The organism is Streptomyces sp. RKAG293 (assembly GCF_023701745.1).
Taxonomy (GTDB): Bacteria; Actinomycetota; Actinomycetes; order Streptomycetales; family Streptomycetaceae; genus Actinacidiphila.
This window is the reverse complement of sequence record NZ_JAJOZB010000001.1, coordinates 6,554,249-6,569,367: the sequence shown is the minus strand read 5'-3', so window position 1 is coordinate 6,569,367 and position 15,119 is coordinate 6,554,249. Positions and strand designations below refer to the sequence as shown.

At 72.1% G+C, this 15,119-nt stretch carries 10 protein-coding genes; 2 read left to right on the top strand and 8 right to left on the bottom strand.

Annotated elements, in window-relative coordinates; genetic code table 11:
* Positions 1-57: 57 nt before the first annotated feature.
* Positions 58-2,952, bottom strand: a complete 2,895-nt coding sequence (locus tag LNW72_RS29180) for a vitamin B12-dependent ribonucleotide reductase (RefSeq protein WP_250978072.1) — start codon at positions 2,950-2,952, stop codon at positions 58-60.
* Positions 2,953-3,085: 133 nt separating this feature from the next.
* On the bottom strand, positions 3,086-3,598 hold the full coding sequence (gene nrdR, locus LNW72_RS29175; protein ID WP_138357303.1) for a transcriptional regulator NrdR: 513 nt from the start codon (positions 3,596-3,598) through the stop codon (positions 3,086-3,088).
* Positions 3,599-4,159: 561 nt separating this feature from the next.
* Here nrdR and lexA point away from each other — a divergent pair.
* Positions 4,160-4,930 (top strand): transcriptional repressor LexA, encoded by a 771-nt coding sequence (gene lexA / locus LNW72_RS29170; protein WP_138357304.1) that lies wholly within the window; start codon positions 4,160-4,162, stop codon positions 4,928-4,930.
* Positions 4,931-5,001: 71 nt separating this feature from the next.
* On the opposite strand, the gene LNW72_RS29165 is transcribed toward lexA, so the two are convergent.
* Positions 5,002-7,095 carry an ATP-dependent DNA helicase gene (locus tag LNW72_RS29165; protein WP_285369823.1) on the bottom strand — a complete coding sequence of 698 codons (2,094 nt, stop codon included), beginning with the start codon at positions 7,093-7,095 and terminating at the stop codon, positions 5,002-5,004.
* A gap of 103 nt (positions 7,096-7,198) precedes the next feature.
* On the opposite strand from LNW72_RS29165, the gene LNW72_RS29160 reads away from it, so the two are divergent.
* A complete protein-coding gene (locus LNW72_RS29160) occupies positions 7,199-8,437 on the top strand; it encodes a serine/threonine-protein kinase (RefSeq protein WP_250978071.1) in 1,239 nt (412 codons plus the stop codon).
* On the opposite strand, the gene LNW72_RS29155 is transcribed toward LNW72_RS29160, so the two are convergent.
* The 5 genes from LNW72_RS29155 to LNW72_RS29135 all read right to left on the bottom strand — a co-directional run bounded on the left by LNW72_RS29155 (position 8,415) and on the right by LNW72_RS29135 (position 15,050).
* Positions 8,415-8,912 carry an FHA domain-containing protein gene (locus LNW72_RS29155; protein WP_250978070.1) on the bottom strand — a complete coding sequence of 166 codons (498 nt, stop codon included), beginning with the start codon at positions 8,910-8,912 and terminating at the stop codon, positions 8,415-8,417. The two genes, LNW72_RS29160 and LNW72_RS29155, sit on opposite strands and share 23 nt — an antisense overlap.
* 63 nt (positions 8,913-8,975) lie before the next feature.
* Positions 8,976-10,748, bottom strand: a complete 1,773-nt coding sequence (locus LNW72_RS29150; RefSeq protein ID WP_250980359.1) for an IucA/IucC family protein — start codon at positions 10,746-10,748, stop codon at positions 8,976-8,978.
* A 155-nt stretch (positions 10,749-10,903) separates the two neighbouring features.
* Positions 10,904-11,629 carry a GNAT family N-acetyltransferase gene (locus LNW72_RS29145; RefSeq protein ID WP_250980358.1) on the bottom strand — a complete coding sequence of 242 codons (726 nt, stop codon included), beginning with the start codon at positions 11,627-11,629 and terminating at the stop codon, positions 10,904-10,906.
* Entirely contained in the window at positions 11,626-13,560 is a 1,935-nt protein-coding gene (locus LNW72_RS29140) for an IucA/IucC family protein (RefSeq protein WP_250978069.1), read from the bottom strand. The genes LNW72_RS29145 and LNW72_RS29140 overlap by 4 nt, the downstream gene beginning before the upstream one ends.
* Before the next feature lie 74 nt (positions 13,561-13,634).
* Positions 13,635-15,050: a diaminobutyrate--2-oxoglutarate transaminase family protein gene (locus LNW72_RS29135; protein WP_374117349.1), complete on the bottom strand. Its 1,416-nt coding sequence runs from the start codon at positions 15,048-15,050 to the stop codon at positions 13,635-13,637.
* Between the last annotated feature and the right edge of the window lie 69 nt (positions 15,051-15,119).

Sequence of the window (15,119 nt, the reverse complement as noted above, 5' to 3'; positions counted from 1 at the left end):
TCGGCACCGGACCTCTCACTTCCTCACCCGCGGTTCACACCCGCGGCGCGCGCACGATCAGCTGCAGCCGCTGGTCGAGCCGCAGCCCTCGCACAGGTAGCAGCTGCCCGCACGGCGCATCTTCGTGCCGCAGGAGAAGCAGAGCGGGGCGTCGGCGTTGAGGCCGAGCTGGATCTCCAGCAGCTCCGTGGAGTTGTGCGCCTGCTTCGGGGCCGGCACGGCGGCCGGGCTCTCCGGCTTGGCGACGGCGACCGGCTTCGGCGCCGCCTTCGGGGCGGGAGCCTCCACCTGGCGCGGTGCGGACTGGGCCAGGCCCTCGACGTCCACATCGTCGTCACCCGGCTCGTAGGAGCCGGTGTCGAGGTGGCGCTGACGCTCGCCGGCCGAGTGGATGCCGAGCGCGGAGCGGGTCTCGAACGGCAGGAAGTCCAGCGCCAGGCGGCGGAAGATGTAGTCGACGATCGACTGCGCCATCCGCACGTCCGGGTCGTCGGTCAGACCGGCCGGCTCGAAGCGCATGTTGGTGAACTTGGAGACGTAGGTCTCCAGCGGCACGCCGTACTGCATGCCCACCGACACCGCGATGGAGAAGGCGTCCATCATGCCCGCGAGGGTCGAACCCTGCTTGGACATCTTGAGGAAGACCTCGCCCAGACCGTCGTCCGGGTAGGAGTTGGCGGTCATGTAGCCCTCGGCGCCGCCGACGGTGAACGAGGTGGTGATCCCCGGACGGCCCTTCGGGAGGCGCTTGCGGACCGGGCGGTACTCGACGACCTTCTGGACCTCGGCCGGGACGACGACCTCGGCGACCGGCTCCTTCTTCTTCGCGGAGAGCGGCTGGCCGACCTTGCAGTTGTCGCGGTAGATCGCGAGCGCCTTCAGGCCGAGCTTCCAGCCCTCGAAGTAGACCTCTTCGATCTGCTCGACGGTGGCCGTCTCGGGCACGTTGACCGTCTTGCTGATCGCGCCGGACAGGAACGGCTGGGCCGCCGCCATCATGCGCACGTGGCCCATGGCCGAGATGGACCGCTCGCCCATGGCGCAGTCGAAGACCGAGTAGTGCTCGGTCTTGAGCGCCGGGGCGTCGACCACGTTGCCGTGCTCGCCGATGTGGGCGACGATCGCGTCGACCTGCTCCGGCTGGTAGCCGAGGCGGCGCAGCGCCTGCGGGACGGTGCCGTTGACGATCTGCATGGAGCCGCCGCCGACGAGCTTCTTGAACTTGACGAGCGCCAGGTCGGGCTCGACGCCCGTGGTGTCGCAGTCCATCATCAGGCCGATGGTGCCGGTCGGCGCGAGCACGGAGGCCTGCGCGTTACGGAAACCGTTCTTCTCGCCGAGGCGGAGCACGTCCTGCCAGGCCTCGGTGGCCGCGGCCCAGACCGGGACGTCCAGGTCGTCGGTGCGCTTGGCCACCGCGTTGGCGTCCGAATGCTGCTTCATGACGCGCTTGTGGGCGTCGGCGTTGCGGGCGTAGCCGTCGTACGGGCCGACGACCGCGGCGAGCTCGGCGGACCGCTTGTACGAGGTGCCGGTCATCAGCGAGGTGATGGCGCCGGCGAGCGCGCGGCCGCCGTCGCTGTCGTACGCGTGGCCGGTGGCCATCAGCAGGGCGCCGAGGTTGGCGTAGCCGATGCCCAGCTGGCGGAAGGCGCGGGTGGTCTCGCCGATCTTCTCGGTGGGGAAGTCGGCGAAGCAGATGGAGATGTCCATCGCGGTGATGACCAGCTCGACGACCTTCGCGAAGCGGTCCGCGTCGAACGACTGGTTGCCCTTGTCGTCGTCACGCAGGAACTTCATGAGGTTCAGCGAGGCGAGGTTGCAGGACGAGTTGTCCAGGTGCATGTACTCGCTGCACGGGTTGGAGGCGGTGATGCGGCCCGTCTCCGGCGAGGTGTGCCAGTGGTTGATGGTGTCGTCGTACTGGATGCCGGGGTCGGCGCAGGCCCAGGCGGCTTCGGCCATCTTGGTGAAGAGGGACTTGGCGTCGACCTCTTCGATGATCTCGCCGGTCATCCGGGCGCGCAGGCCGAACTTCGCGCCGCTCTCGACGGCGTTCATGAACTCGTCGTTCACGCGGACGCTGTTGTTGGCGTTCTGGTACTGGACGGACGTGATGTCGTCGCCGCCCAGGTCCATGTCGAAGCCCGCGTCGCGCAGGGCGCGGATCTTCTCCTCCTCCTTCACCTTGGTCTCGATGAAGGCCTCGACGTCCGGGTGGTCGACGTCCAGGACGACCATCTTGGCGGCGCGGCGGGTGGCGCCGCCCGACTTGATGGTGCCGGCGGACGCGTCGGCGCCGCGCATGAAGGAGACCGGGCCGGAAGCGTTGCCGCCGGAGGAGAGCAGCTCCTTGGAGGAGCGGATGCGGGAGAGGTTCAGGCCGGCGCCCGAGCCGCCCTTGAAGATCATCCCCTCTTCCTTGTACCAGTCCAGGATCGAGTCCATCGAGTCGTCGACGGAGAGGATGAAGCAGGCGGAGACCTGCTGCGGCTGGGCGGTACCGACGTTGAACCAGACCGGCGAGTTGAAGCTGAACACCTGGTGCAGCAGGGCGTAGGTCAGCTCGTGGTCGAAGATCTCCGCGTCGGCCGGGGAGGCGAAGTACCCGTTGTCCTCGCCGCCCTTGCGGTAGGACTTCACCACGCGGTCGATGAGCTGCTTCAGGCTCGACTCGCGGGTCGGGCTGCCGACCGCGCCGCGGAAGTACTTGCTGGTGACGATGTTGACCGCGTTCACCGACCAGGAGTCGGGGAACTCGACGCCACGCTGCTCGAAGTTGATCGAGCCGTCGCGCCAGTTGGTCATGACGACGTCGCGGTGCTGCCAGACCACCTCGTCGTACGGGTGCACGCCCGGGGTGGTGTGGATGCGTTCGATGCGCAGGCCCTTGCCACCCTTGGATCCCTTGGTCCGGGATCCTCGTGCCGCGCCGTTCGTCGTCTCAGTCATGTGCCGCCTCCCAATACAGGCAAAACGCCTAGAAGTGCGCGGATCATCCCGCCGCACGGTTCGTTGTCCTACGCCTCGGCGCAGCGCGCCTCGGCAAATCTGTGGGTACTGCCGCTGATCGGCCGTCGCTCGGTCAGTCAGCGGCGGGGGCGGGCGCGGGGACCCCGAGGTCCTCGTCGAGCCCGCGAAGGTTCGTGGGTGGGAGCTGCTCGCGCAGCTCGACGATGGCGGCCTCGAAGTCCTCGAGCGAGTCGAAGGCCCGGTAGACCGAGGCGAAGCGCAGGTACGCGACCAGGTCGAGATCCTGCAGGGGGCCGAGTATGGCCAGACCGACGTCGTGGGTCGAGAGCTCGGCACTGCCGGTCGCCCTGACCGCCTCCTCGACCCGCTGCCCGAGCTGGGCGAGCGCGTCCTCGGTGACGGGGCGGCCCTGGCACGCCTTGCGGACGCCCGCGATGACCTTGTTCCTGCTGAAAGGTTCCGTGACGCCGCTGCGCTTGATCACCATCAGGGACGCCGTCTCCACCGTGGTGAAGCGGCGGCCGCAGTCGGGGCACTGCCGACGGCGCCGGATCGAGGTGCCGTCGTCCGTGGTGCGGCTGTCGACCACACGGCTGTCGGGGTGTCTGCAGAAGGGGCAGTGCATGTTCCCTATCCCCTCCTTCATTCAGCCCGTACCGGCGGCTGAGCGCACGACGATGACGCTCCCGGGGTCTGGTCTCAACCCCTGGGAACAGCCCCAAGCATAGGCGATCCCCTGAGGGGTTGACCCACTGGGACCACTACTGGTGGGTGGCTGGCACATACTTAACCACTAGATCTGGTGCCAGAGCCCCAAGCCCGACATTCCGCGTGTCGCCGCGGCGCGGCGCGTCGGAGCTTACGCGACGCCGCGCCTCGGCGTGGCGGGCGGACGACGGTGCGACACTGGGGGCGCGGCCCGCCGGCGATCCCGGCCCCCGCAGGGAATCGAATGACCGTTCGGCCAATACACCCGATACCTTGATCACGTCAGGTGATTTACAAAATTTCACTCGAACGTGTGTTTGGCGCAACCTTTCGAAACCCACTACCGTTGTACTAACTGTCCGCGACAGCTGAGCGGGCCGACCGCGCGCACTTGGTGCGGTCGTAGGACGTGGAGACCTTGCCGCCGGGCAGTCTGCGAAGCGTCTGTCACAGGGAGAACATCTCGAGAGGGGCCGCCGTGACCACCACCGCAGACACCGCAGCATTGACCGCCCAGGACCGCTCCCAGGATCGGCTCAGCCCGATGGATGCGATGAACGACGAAACGCCCAAGCCCACCCGCTCGCTCCCCGGCCGGCCGCCCGGGATCCGCGCGGACAGCTCCGGCCTCACCGACCGCCAGCGCCGGGTCATCGAAGTGATCCGCGATTCGGTCCAGCGCCGTGGCTACCCGCCGTCCATGCGGGAGATCGGCCAGGCCGTCGGGCTGTCCAGCACCTCCTCGGTCGCCCATCAGCTGATGGCACTGGAGCGCAAGGGATTCCTGCGCCGCGACCCGCACCGCCCGCGCGCCTACGAGGTCCGCGGCTCCGACGCCACGCACTCGCAGCCGACCGACACCACCGGCAAGCCGTCCGCGTCGTACGTGCCGCTCGTCGGCCGGATCGCCGCCGGCGGTCCGATCCTCGCCGAGGAATCGGTCGAGGACGTCTTCCCGCTTCCCCGCCAGCTGGTGGGTGACGGCGAGCTGTTCGTCCTCAAGGTGGTCGGCGACTCGATGATCGAGGCCGCCATCGTCGACGGGGACTGGGTCACCGTCCGCCGTCAGCCCGTCGCCGAGAACGGCGACATCGTCGCCGCCATGCTCGACGGCGAGGCGACCGTCAAGCGCTTCAAGCGCGAGGACGGCCATGTCTGGCTGCTCCCGCACAATGCCGCTTACCAGCCCATCCCCGGTGACGAGGCGACGATCCTCGGCAAGGTGGTGGCGGTACTGCGCCGGGTCTGAACGACCCCTCCCGACCGGGCCCCGGAACCTCTGCGCCGGTTCCGGGGCCCTGCCATGTCCGTGCCCAGGGCTCAACCGGTGGCGGGTACTTCCGCCGCCTCGACCGCCGCCGCCTCGGCCGCCTCCTCAGTCACCGCCTCCTCGGTCACCATCTCCTCAGCCACCACCGCGGCTTCCTCGGCGACGGCTTCCTCGGTCTCGGCGATGGCGTTCGCCGTCGCGTCGATGGCCGCCAGCGAGCGGCGCACCTGGTTGCGGTCGGTGGTGTACCAGAGGTCCGGCATACCGGCCCGCAGGAAACTGCCGTACCGCGCGGTCGCGAGCCGCGGGTCCAGGACGGCGACGACGCCCCGGTCGCCCGAGGCCCGGATCAGCCGGCCGGCGCCCTGCGCCATCAGCAGCGCCGCGTGCGTGGCGGCCACCGACATGAAGCCGTTCCCACCGCGCTCCTCGACGGCCTTCTGCCGCGCGCTCATCAGCGGATCGTCCGGGCGCGGGAACGGGATCCGGTCCATCACCACCAGCTGGCAGTTCACCCCCGGCACGTCCACGCCCTGCCAGAGCGAGAGCGTGCCGAACAGACAGGTGGCCGCGTCCTCGGAGAAGGTGCGGATCAGCTCCCCGAGCGTCTCCTCGCCCTGCAGCAGGATGGGGTTGTCGAGCCGGCCCCGCAGGTCCTCGGCCGCCGCCTGGGCACCCCGCATCGAGGAGAACAGCCCCAGCGTGCGACCCCCCGCGGCCTGGATCAGCTCGGCGAGTTCATCGAGCATGTCCTCGCGGCGGCTGTCCCGGCCCGGCTGGGCGAGGTGCTTGGCGACGTAGAGGATCCCCTGCTTGGGGTAGTCGAACGGCGAGCCGACATCGATGCCCTTCCACGGCGGCACGTCCTCGCCCTCGACGCCCTCAGGGGCCAGGCCGAGCGAGGCGGCGACCCCGTTGAAGTCGCCGCCGAGCTTGAGGGTGGCGGAGGTGAGCACCACGGAACGTTCCGTGAAGAGCTTCTCGCGCAGCAGCCCGGAGACGCTGAGCGGAGCGACGCGCAGCGAGGCGCCGAACCGGTCGTGGCTCTCGCACCAGACCACGTCGTACTCGGAGCCCTGCACGATGCGCTCGGCGACCTCGTGCACGTGCTCGACCGAGGCGAGCGCCTGCTTGCGCACCGCGTTCTCGTCCTGGACCGCCTTGTCGCGGGTCTCGCCGATCGCGGTGATCACCTGACGGCAGGCGTCGCGCAGCGCCGCCAGCGCGTAGCCGAGATCCTCCGGGATCTCCTCCAGCCGGCCGGGCAGTGCCAGTTCCATCAGCCGCTCGAAGCCCTCGGAAGCGCTCAGCAGCGCGTCGGCGGCCTTCTCGTTGACGAGCTTGGCGGCCCGCCGGACGGCACGGTTGACGCTGCCGGGGCTGATCTCGCCGGTCGCGACGCCCGTGACGCGGGAGACCAGCTCATGGGCCTCGTCCACGATCAGGACCTCGTGGCTGGGCAGCACCGGCGCGCCCTCGATGGCGTCGATGGCCAGCAGGGCGTGGTTGGTGACCACCACGTCCGCGAGCTTGGCGCGCTCGCGGGCCGCCTCGGCGAAGCACTCCGCGCCATAGGCGCACTTCGTGGCGCCGAGGCATTCGCGCGAGGTGACGGAGATCTGCGACCAGGCCTTGTCGGAGACGCCCGGGGTGAGGCCGTCCCGGTCGCCGGTCTCGGTCTCGTCCGCCCAGTCGCGCAGCCGGAGCAGGTCCTTGCCGAGCTTGCTGGTGGGCGCCGCGGCTTCGAAGACGTCGAAGAGACCGTCCTCCTCTTCCTGCGGCACCCCTTCGTGCAGGCGGTGCAGACAGAGATAGTTCGACCGGCCCTTGAGCATGGCGAACTGCGGCTCGCGGCGCAGCAGCGGCTTCAGCGCCTGGACGGTACGCGGCAGGTCGCGCTCGACCAGCTGCCGCTGCAGGGCGAGGGTGGCGGTCGCGACCACCACCCGCTCGCCGTGGGCGAGGGCGGGCACCAGATAGCCGAGGGACTTTCCGGTGCCGGTGCCGGCCTGGACGAGCAGATGGGCGCTGTCGTCCACGGCGGTCTCGACGGCCTGGGCCATCGTGACCTGGCCGGGGCGCTCCACGCCGCCGACCGCGGTGACGGCTGCGTGGAGGAGTTCGGTGAGGGCGGGCTTCGTCATAGGGAAACCAGCCTAAGGGGGCGCACTGACAACGCGGTCCCGACCCGGGATGCGGTGATCGTTCACCGCACGGAATGCGGCCTCCGGTGCTAACTTCTGGCCCATGTCGTTCGAGTTGGCCGGGGAAATCGGCGTCGGAACGGTTCTCAACGGCCGGTACCGGCTGGAGGTCGCGCTGGGTGGCGGCGGCTTCGGGCAGGTGTACTCGGCGTGCGACCAGGCGCTGGGCCGGCAGGTGGCGGTCAAGGTACTGACGCTGCGCCCCGAGTGGGCGGACGGCGAGCGGTCGGCGCGGCAGGGCCGGTTCCGCCGGGAGGCCTCGGCCGCGGCCCGGCTGAGCCACCCGAACGTGGCCGCCGTCCATGACGCGGGCGAGCACTCCGGGTCACCGTTCATCGTGATGGAACTGCTGCGCGGCAAGGACCTGCGGCAGGTCCTGCTGGAGCGGGGCGCCCTGCCGGTCGCCGATGTCGTGGCCTACGGCGTCCAGATCTGCGCGGGGCTGGAGCACGCGCACGGCAAGGGGCTGGTCCACCGGGACATCAAGCCGGAGAACCTGATGCTGCTGCCCAGGGGCGTCATCAAGATCTGCGATTTCGGGCTGGTGACGGAGCGGGACGCGAACGTCACCCGGTACACCGAGCCGATGTCCATCCTGGGGTCGCCGCCGTACTTCTCCCCCGAGCAGGCGCTGGGGCAGGAGGTGACCGGCCGCTCCGACCTGTACTCGCTGGGGTGTGTCCTCTACGCGCTGCTGGCGGCGTCCCCGCCGTTCGAGGCGGGGAACACCGTCGGCTACGCGTACCAGCATGTGCACGAGGCGCCGGAGCAGCTGACCGCCCGGCGGCCCGGGGTTCCCGCCGCGCTCGCCGAGGTGGTGCACGCGCTGCTCGCCAAGAACCCGGCGGACCGGCCGGCCGGCGCCGCGGAGACCGCGGAGCGGCTGCGCGCGGCGGTCCGGCCCGCGCCCGCGCCCCTGCCGGCGCCGAGGCCGGAGCTGCCCAGGACGCCGACCGTGCTGGACCGCGGACCGCAGGACCCCGCCTGGTCGCGGCTCGAGGAGGCCGAGCGGCTGCTCGCGGCCGGCCGCTTCGGCGACGCCGACCGCTGCTACTGGAATCTGTACCAGCAGCTGAGCAGGTCGGGCGGGGAGGGCGAGCCGGCCGCGTTCGCCGCGCTGTTCGGCCGGGCACGGGTCCTGGAGGGGCTGAACGGCGCGGCGACGGTCGTCCGCCGGCTGACGGATCTGTCGGCGCGCACTGAGGCGGCGCTGGGCCCCGACCATCCGCTGGCGCGCTGTGTGACGTCCTACGCGGCGGTCAGGACTCCACGCGGGCGGTGACATCGGCGGCGAGCCGCAGCGCGTCGCCCGGGCGCAGTGCCACCCGCTCTCCGGCGGTGATCCGGGTGCCGCGCACGAAGGTGCCGTTGGTCGAGCCCTCGTCGGTGATCCAGGCGGAGCCGTCGGGGTCGACGCCGACACTGGCGTGCACCCGGGACAGGTTGTCGCGGCCGACCAGGAAGCGCACGTCCGGGCACTGCTGCGGATCCCGGCCGAGCCGGATCCGGCCGCCCGGCTCGACGACCGCCGCACCGTCGGGGAAGACGAGCCGCAGCGCACGGCCGGGCGCGTCGCGGCGGGTGATGCCCGGCAGCTTCAGCGGGGCGGCCTTCGCGGGCGCCGTCATCAGCGCGAACGGTACGTAGCAGCCCCGGCAGACGAGTTGGCCCGCGGCCGCGCCGGCGAGGCCGCACTCCGGGCACGGCCCCCTGGTGCCGTGGTCCTCGCCGGCACGGCCCTCGCCGCCCTCGCGCATTGCGCCCCCGCCTCTGTCTCCCGTGGTCTCCCGTCACGGTATCGCCACCCGGACGCAGCCGGGTCAGGGGCCGCTCAGGGGGTTGCGGACGGTGCCGTGGACGGCGGCGTGCGGGCGGTCGGGACGGTCCCGGTAGCCGTCGAGGTACAGCCGGTTGCGGTTGAGGCACAGCCGGTCGATCCGCGGGGTGAGCAGGTCGAAGGTCGCGAAGCGCTCCTTCAGCTCGGGGAAGCGGTCCTGGTGCCGCAGGACCGTCTCGCGGACCAGCCCCCAGAAATCGCCCTCCGGGACGCCCAGCTGGTCCTCGCACAGCGGCGCGAGGTACCGGAACACCCCGATGAAGAGCCCGGAGTGGATGAACTGGGTGAGGAAGGCGGGGGGTTCGGTGAGCAGCACGGCGCGGACGTCCGCCGGCATCGGCCCGTGTTCCGGCAGCGCTTCCGCGGAGACGTTGATGTCGTCGACGAAGTCCTTGACGGCGAGCCGGACGGGAATGTCGTGCTCGTCGAAGACGACGATGGCGTTCTCGCCGTGCGGGGAGAAGACCGTCCCGTACTGGTACAGGAAGTGCAGCAGCGGGGGCAGCAGGGCCGCGAACAGGTGCCGCAGCCAGACGCGCGGCGCCAGCCCGGAGCGTTCGACGAGCTCCGCGGTGAAGGCGCGCCCTTCCGGGTCGGTGTGCAGCAGCGCCGCGAGCGTACGGGCCCGCTCGCCGGGGCCGAGCCGGCCGGTGAGCGGCTCGCGCCAGATACAGCCGAGGAGTTCGCGGTACTGGTAGGGCACCCCCGGGAGCCGGTCGTACAGCGGGTGTTCGACGGTGATCGAGGCGACCTCGCCGAGCAGGATCACCCGGGTCTCGTCGCGCAGGAACGGGTCGGCGTCCCGCAGTCCGTGCACCCAGGCGGTGACCGCGGGGGCGGCGAGGGTGCGCTCGGTGGGCAGCCCGCGCCAGACGAGGGTGTTGAGGACGGACAGCGGCAGTTTGACCGTGCGGCGTTCCGGGCGGCTGGTGTTGAGGAAGGTCCGGATCGACTGCTGGGGCAGCCGAAGGTCGTTGTCAGTGCCGAGGGGCAGGATGGAACCGTCGGCGAGATGAGCGGCGAAAAGGGGTGCGATGGTCTCCTCCCACTGCCAGGGGTGGACGGGCAGCAGGAGGTAATCGGCGGGGTCGCGCCCCTGGTCGGTGACGGTGCGGGCGAAGGCGGCGCGGACGTCCGGGGGGAGTTCTTCGGCGTAGAGCCGGTCGGGGGTGTCGAGGGCGGCGACGCCCCGGTACCGGGCGAGGTCGCGGTGGACGGCGATCCAGGGAAGGCGGTGGTGCCGGCGGGCTTCGGGAGCCCATGAGGCGGAGTCGGCGGCGGAGAAGCCGAGCCGGCCCTTGTTGGCGACGAGCCAGGGGTGGCCGGTCTGGTGGCCTTCGAGGTCGGCGTAGTCGAGTGCGGCGAGCTCGGCGGCGGTGACGGCGGAGGCGTCGAGCCGGACATCGGCCGCCAGGGTCGCCAGGAGTTCGCGGATCAGATGTCCCGTGGTGTCGCCCGGCAGGTCCAGCACGGTGTCGTGTCCCTGGGCGAGGAAGTGCAGCGGGTCGCCGGTGGGCGTGATGGAGCCGGCGTCCACGTACCAGCTGCCGTAGGCGCCGCGGCGGGCGCGGAACCGATAGACGACGTCGTCGCGCAGCACCAGCCGGTAGGGCGACCAGCCGGCCCCCGAACCGGTCCCGGAGCTGGAACCAGAGGGGGAACCGGAGCCGGCGTCGAGGTCGGCTTCGCCATCCGGGTCCGGCTCCGGGGTGATGACGGCTTCGTACGCGTACTCGGCGAGCATCTTGGCCAGCATGCGGCGGGCGGCGAGCTGCCAGCCGGTGCCTCGGAGCGGGGGCGGGATGGGCAAGGTCGGTGCTCCTCTGCGGGGGACAGTGCGGCGGCGGACAGGGGTCGGCGGAGGTCTCGAAGGGGCCCGGAAGGTCAGGCTGCGGAAAGGCGGCCAGGCGGTCAGAGGAGGTGTCTCACGGCACGGTCGCGGATCATCAGAGCCGCCCGTTTGCCGGGCAGCTCCACCTCGGCGGAGAACCGGAAACCCCCGGCGAGGAAAGCGGCGACGGAGGGGGTGTTGCGCAGATCGGGTTCCGCGATGACGCGCGCGCAGGCCGGCCGGCGGTCGAGCACGAGGTCGGCGACGGCTCGCAGCAGGGTGGCACCCAGGCCGCGGGCCCGGTCGTCGACGCCCCCGATCAGCAGATGCAGCCCGGTGTCATGGGGGCGGGAGGGGTAGTAGCGGGCCACGGAGTCGAGATCGGCCCGGTAGATCTCCCAGTAGCTCATGGGAGCGCCGTCCAGGACGCCGAGGCAGGGGACGCTGCGGCCGTCGCCGTCGAGCTGGCCGCGCAGATGCCGCTCGGTGATCCGCGGTTCTCCGGAGAGCTCCCAGAACTCGGCGACGGCCGGATCGTTCATCCAGCCGGAGATCATCGGCAGATCGCGCTCGACGGTCGCGGGAACGAGCTGGAAAGTGCCCGCCCGGGTGGCCGTCGGCCCCCAGTCCGCGACCCCGCCGAGCAGACCGCCGTCCGCGCCCTGGGCCCCGGCGGACCGCGCCGGATCCGGCGCGTTGAAGAGGGCGAGGACCTCGTCGGACAGTGTCAGGTCCAGGGTGTCCTCGGTGTTGGAGTCGGCGGGCGGCAGCACGGCTCCCTCCTCTCCTGCGGTCGGACCGCTCAGGCGGCCAGCGGATTGCGGATCGTCACGTAGACGGACTGGGTGTCGACCGGGCCGACGAGTTCATCCATACCGTGCAGCCGGGTCAGCAGATTGGCTTTGCAGCGCAGTGTCGCGGCCCCGAGCAGCTGTTCCGGGAGGCGGGAGCGGCCGGTGGCCGCCGCCAGGCCGAGGAACCGGCGGAAGGCGGCGAGGAGCAGGCGCTCGTCGGCCAGCCCCTGGGAGCCGAACGCGCCGATCAGGCCGAGGACGTTGTTGATGCCGAGGTAGTAGGCGAAGCGTTCGTCGGCGATGGCGTCCGCGACGAAGGTGTCGCTGTCCGCGCCGATCCCGGGCAGCCTGCGCTCCAGGGCGGCCCGGTGGGACTCACGGAAGTAGTAGCCCTGGTTGTCGCGGTAGCGGCCGCCGGACGGCCAGCCGTCCGCGTCCAGCAGGACGAGGGTGTTCTGCTGGTGGGCCTCCAGGGCGATCCCCGCCTCCCCGTCCAGCCAGAGGACGGGACGGACGACGGCGTCCAGATACCGCAGGAACCACTCGGTGGCCACGGCCGCGGCCGGGCGCCCGGTTCGGGCCGCGAGACGGCCGGTGAGCTCCGCCAGGCGGGAGCGCAGGGCGGGCGCGTCCTGTCCCGGCCAGGGGCGCGGCGAGGTGAGGCCCGCCAGGCAGTGGGTCTGGTCGCCGGGGCCGAACGGGTTGTGCCGCAGCACCACGTCCAGGCCCTGGAGCGGCTCGCCGCCCGGCGCGTTCACCGCGAGCCATGCGGGGTCGCGGACGATGTCGAAGCCGGGGTGCGCGGCGCGCCACTGCTCGGCGAGTCCGCTGCGCAGCAGCCGGTGGACCTCGGTGCCGCGCAGGAGTTCCTTGCGGAGGTTCTCGCGGCGGGAGTTGGTGATGCGCAGCGCCAGCGAGAGCTTCAGCATCGCGGGGGCGCCGGACCGGTACACCGTCCGGACGGAGGAGGTGGGGTGCCAGGGGTCGCCGAGCGGCCCGAGGTCACGCAGCTGTCCCGTCGCGAAGAGCTCCCGCACTTCGGGCCTGTGCCGGACCTCGCGGGCCTGCCAGGGGTGCAGGGGCAGGGCGGCGGCGCCGTCGGGGAGTTCGAGACCGGGGCCCGCGAGGTCGTTGAGGAGCTGTTCCGCGGGAATGGCCCGGCCGCGTTCGGTCCAGGCGGAGTCGGTGGCGATCAGGGAGCGGTCGACGGCGAACCAGTGCAACGGGAAGGAGCCGCGCAGTTCCGGCGAGTAGGCGTGCGCCTCCGCCTCGGAGAGCCCTTCCCTGCCCTTGGGCGTGGGGTGCAGCGGGTGGCCCAGGATGAGCGACTGCTCGGCTTCGAGGAACGGATCCGTGGCGGCGGGCGCCGCGGGCCGCTCCCGCCGGTCGGTGAGGAACAGGGCGGTGCGGCGGGCCGAGTCGGCGACCCGGCCGGTCAGGTCGCCGCCCTCGGCCGGGTCCGTGCCGGCCTCGCGCGCCAGCAGCGCCGCCAGGCAGACGGCGGTCAGCGGCACCTGGTCGGCGAGGGCGAGCCGTACGGTGCCGAACCGGTGGTGCCCGGTCGCGGACCAGTGCCGGACCCGGACGTCGAACCCGGTCCCGCTGGCGGGGAGCGGTACGCGCAGCACGCCGTCCCGCGGCTCGGTCAGCGCGGTCTCGCGCACCCAGCAGCGCAGCAGGCTCTCGATCGACGCCGCGTCGGCCGCCGCGTAGGCGTCGGCCGCTTCGAGGGGATCGGGCTCGCCCAGCAACGGCGGGGCCCCCCGCCGCGACTGCGACGGTACGAGGGCGGCACTGTCCTGGACCGCCGTGCCGGCCTGGCGAACCGGCCCGCCCGGGAGGGTCGGCCTGTCCTGCGGGACCGCGCCGGCCTGGACCGCGCCGGCCTGGGCCGGCGGGCTGTCGGCGGCAGGGTCGGCGTTCGTGCCGGGGCATACGCTCATGCCGGTGCTCCGTGTGTCGGTGGGGCCCGTCGGCCCGGAGGTCGGGGGGTGCTCGGCCGTCGCCAGTGGGCTCGTCATGCGCGCTCGGCCGCCGCGATCGAGTCGGCGAGCCGGTCGAGCACCGCCTCGGCCTGCTCGTCGGTGATGGTGAGGGGCGGGAGCAGCCGGACGACACTGCTGTGCCGGCCGCCGAGTTCGATGATGAGACCGCGCTGCAGCGCCTCCTGCTGCACGGCGGCGGCGAGCCGGGGCGCGGCGGGCAGCGACCCGTACGCGTCGGGTTCGGCCTCGGTGTCGACGAGTTCCAGGCCGATCATCAGGCCGCGGCCCCGCACATCGCCGATGCACGGGTGGTGCGCGGCCAGTCCGCGCAGCCGGGCCGACATCCGGCTGCCGAGGGTGCCGGCCCGCACGTCCAGGCCCTGCTCGCGGACGTACTTCAGGGTGACGGCGCCCGCCGCCATGGCGAGCTGGTTGCCCCGGAAGGTGCCCGCGTGGGCACCGGGCCGCCAGGTGTCCAGCTCCTCCCGGTAGACGATGACGGCGAGCGGGAGGCTGCCGCCGATCGCCTTCGAGAGCACCATCACGTCGGGCACGATCCCGCTCTGCTCGACGGCCCAGAAGGTGCCGGTGCGCCCGACGCCCGTCTGCACCTCGTCGACGATCAGCGGGATGCCGCGCCGGGCGGTGATCTCCCGCATCCGGCGCAGCCACGCCTCGGGCGCGGGGATCACCCCGCCCTCGCCCTGCACCACTTCGAGCAGCATCCCGGCGGGCGGCTGGACGCCGCCCTTGGGGTCGTCCAGCAGGCTGGCGGTCCACCGGGCGGACAGCTCCGCCCCGCGGTCGCCGCCGGTGCCGAACGGGCAGCGGTACTCGTACGGGTACGGAAGCCGCGTCACCCGCGCGTCGGCCTCACCGACCGTGGCGCGCGCCGCGGTGTCCCCGGTCGCGGCCAGCGCGGCCGCGGTCATGCCGTGGTACGCGCCGGTGAAGGCCAGCAGGCTGGCGTGACCGGTGGCGTTGCGCACGAGCTTGATGGCCGCCTCGACCGCGTCCGTGCCGGCGGGTCCGCAGAACTGCACCCGTCCGTGGGCGGCCAGTTCCGGTGGCAGTGTCTCGAACAGGGCGGTGGTGAAGGCGTCCTTCACCGGGGTGGCCAGATCGAGGACGTGCAGCGGGGCCCCGGAGTCCAGGACCGCGCGGATCGCCTCCAGGACGACCGGGTGGTTGTGCCCGAGCGCCAGCGTGCCCGCGCCGGACAGACAGTCCAGATAGCGGCGGCCGTCGGCGCCCTCGACCGTCATCCCGCGGGCTCTGACCGGGACGACCGGCAGCGAACGGGCGTAGGTGCGGGCCGCGGACTCCCGTAGCGACTGCCGCCGCAGGATCCCCTCCCCCGCGCCGAAGTCGTCTGCCGACGCGGCCAGTTGGTCCGGCCCGCTCTGGATGGCGGCCACGTGCTCACTCCTCCGGTCGACGTCCCCCATCCGCACTAACGACGCGCCACTGGTCCGATCACGGTCGGCCGGGAGATCTTTCGGGCCGGAACCGCGGAC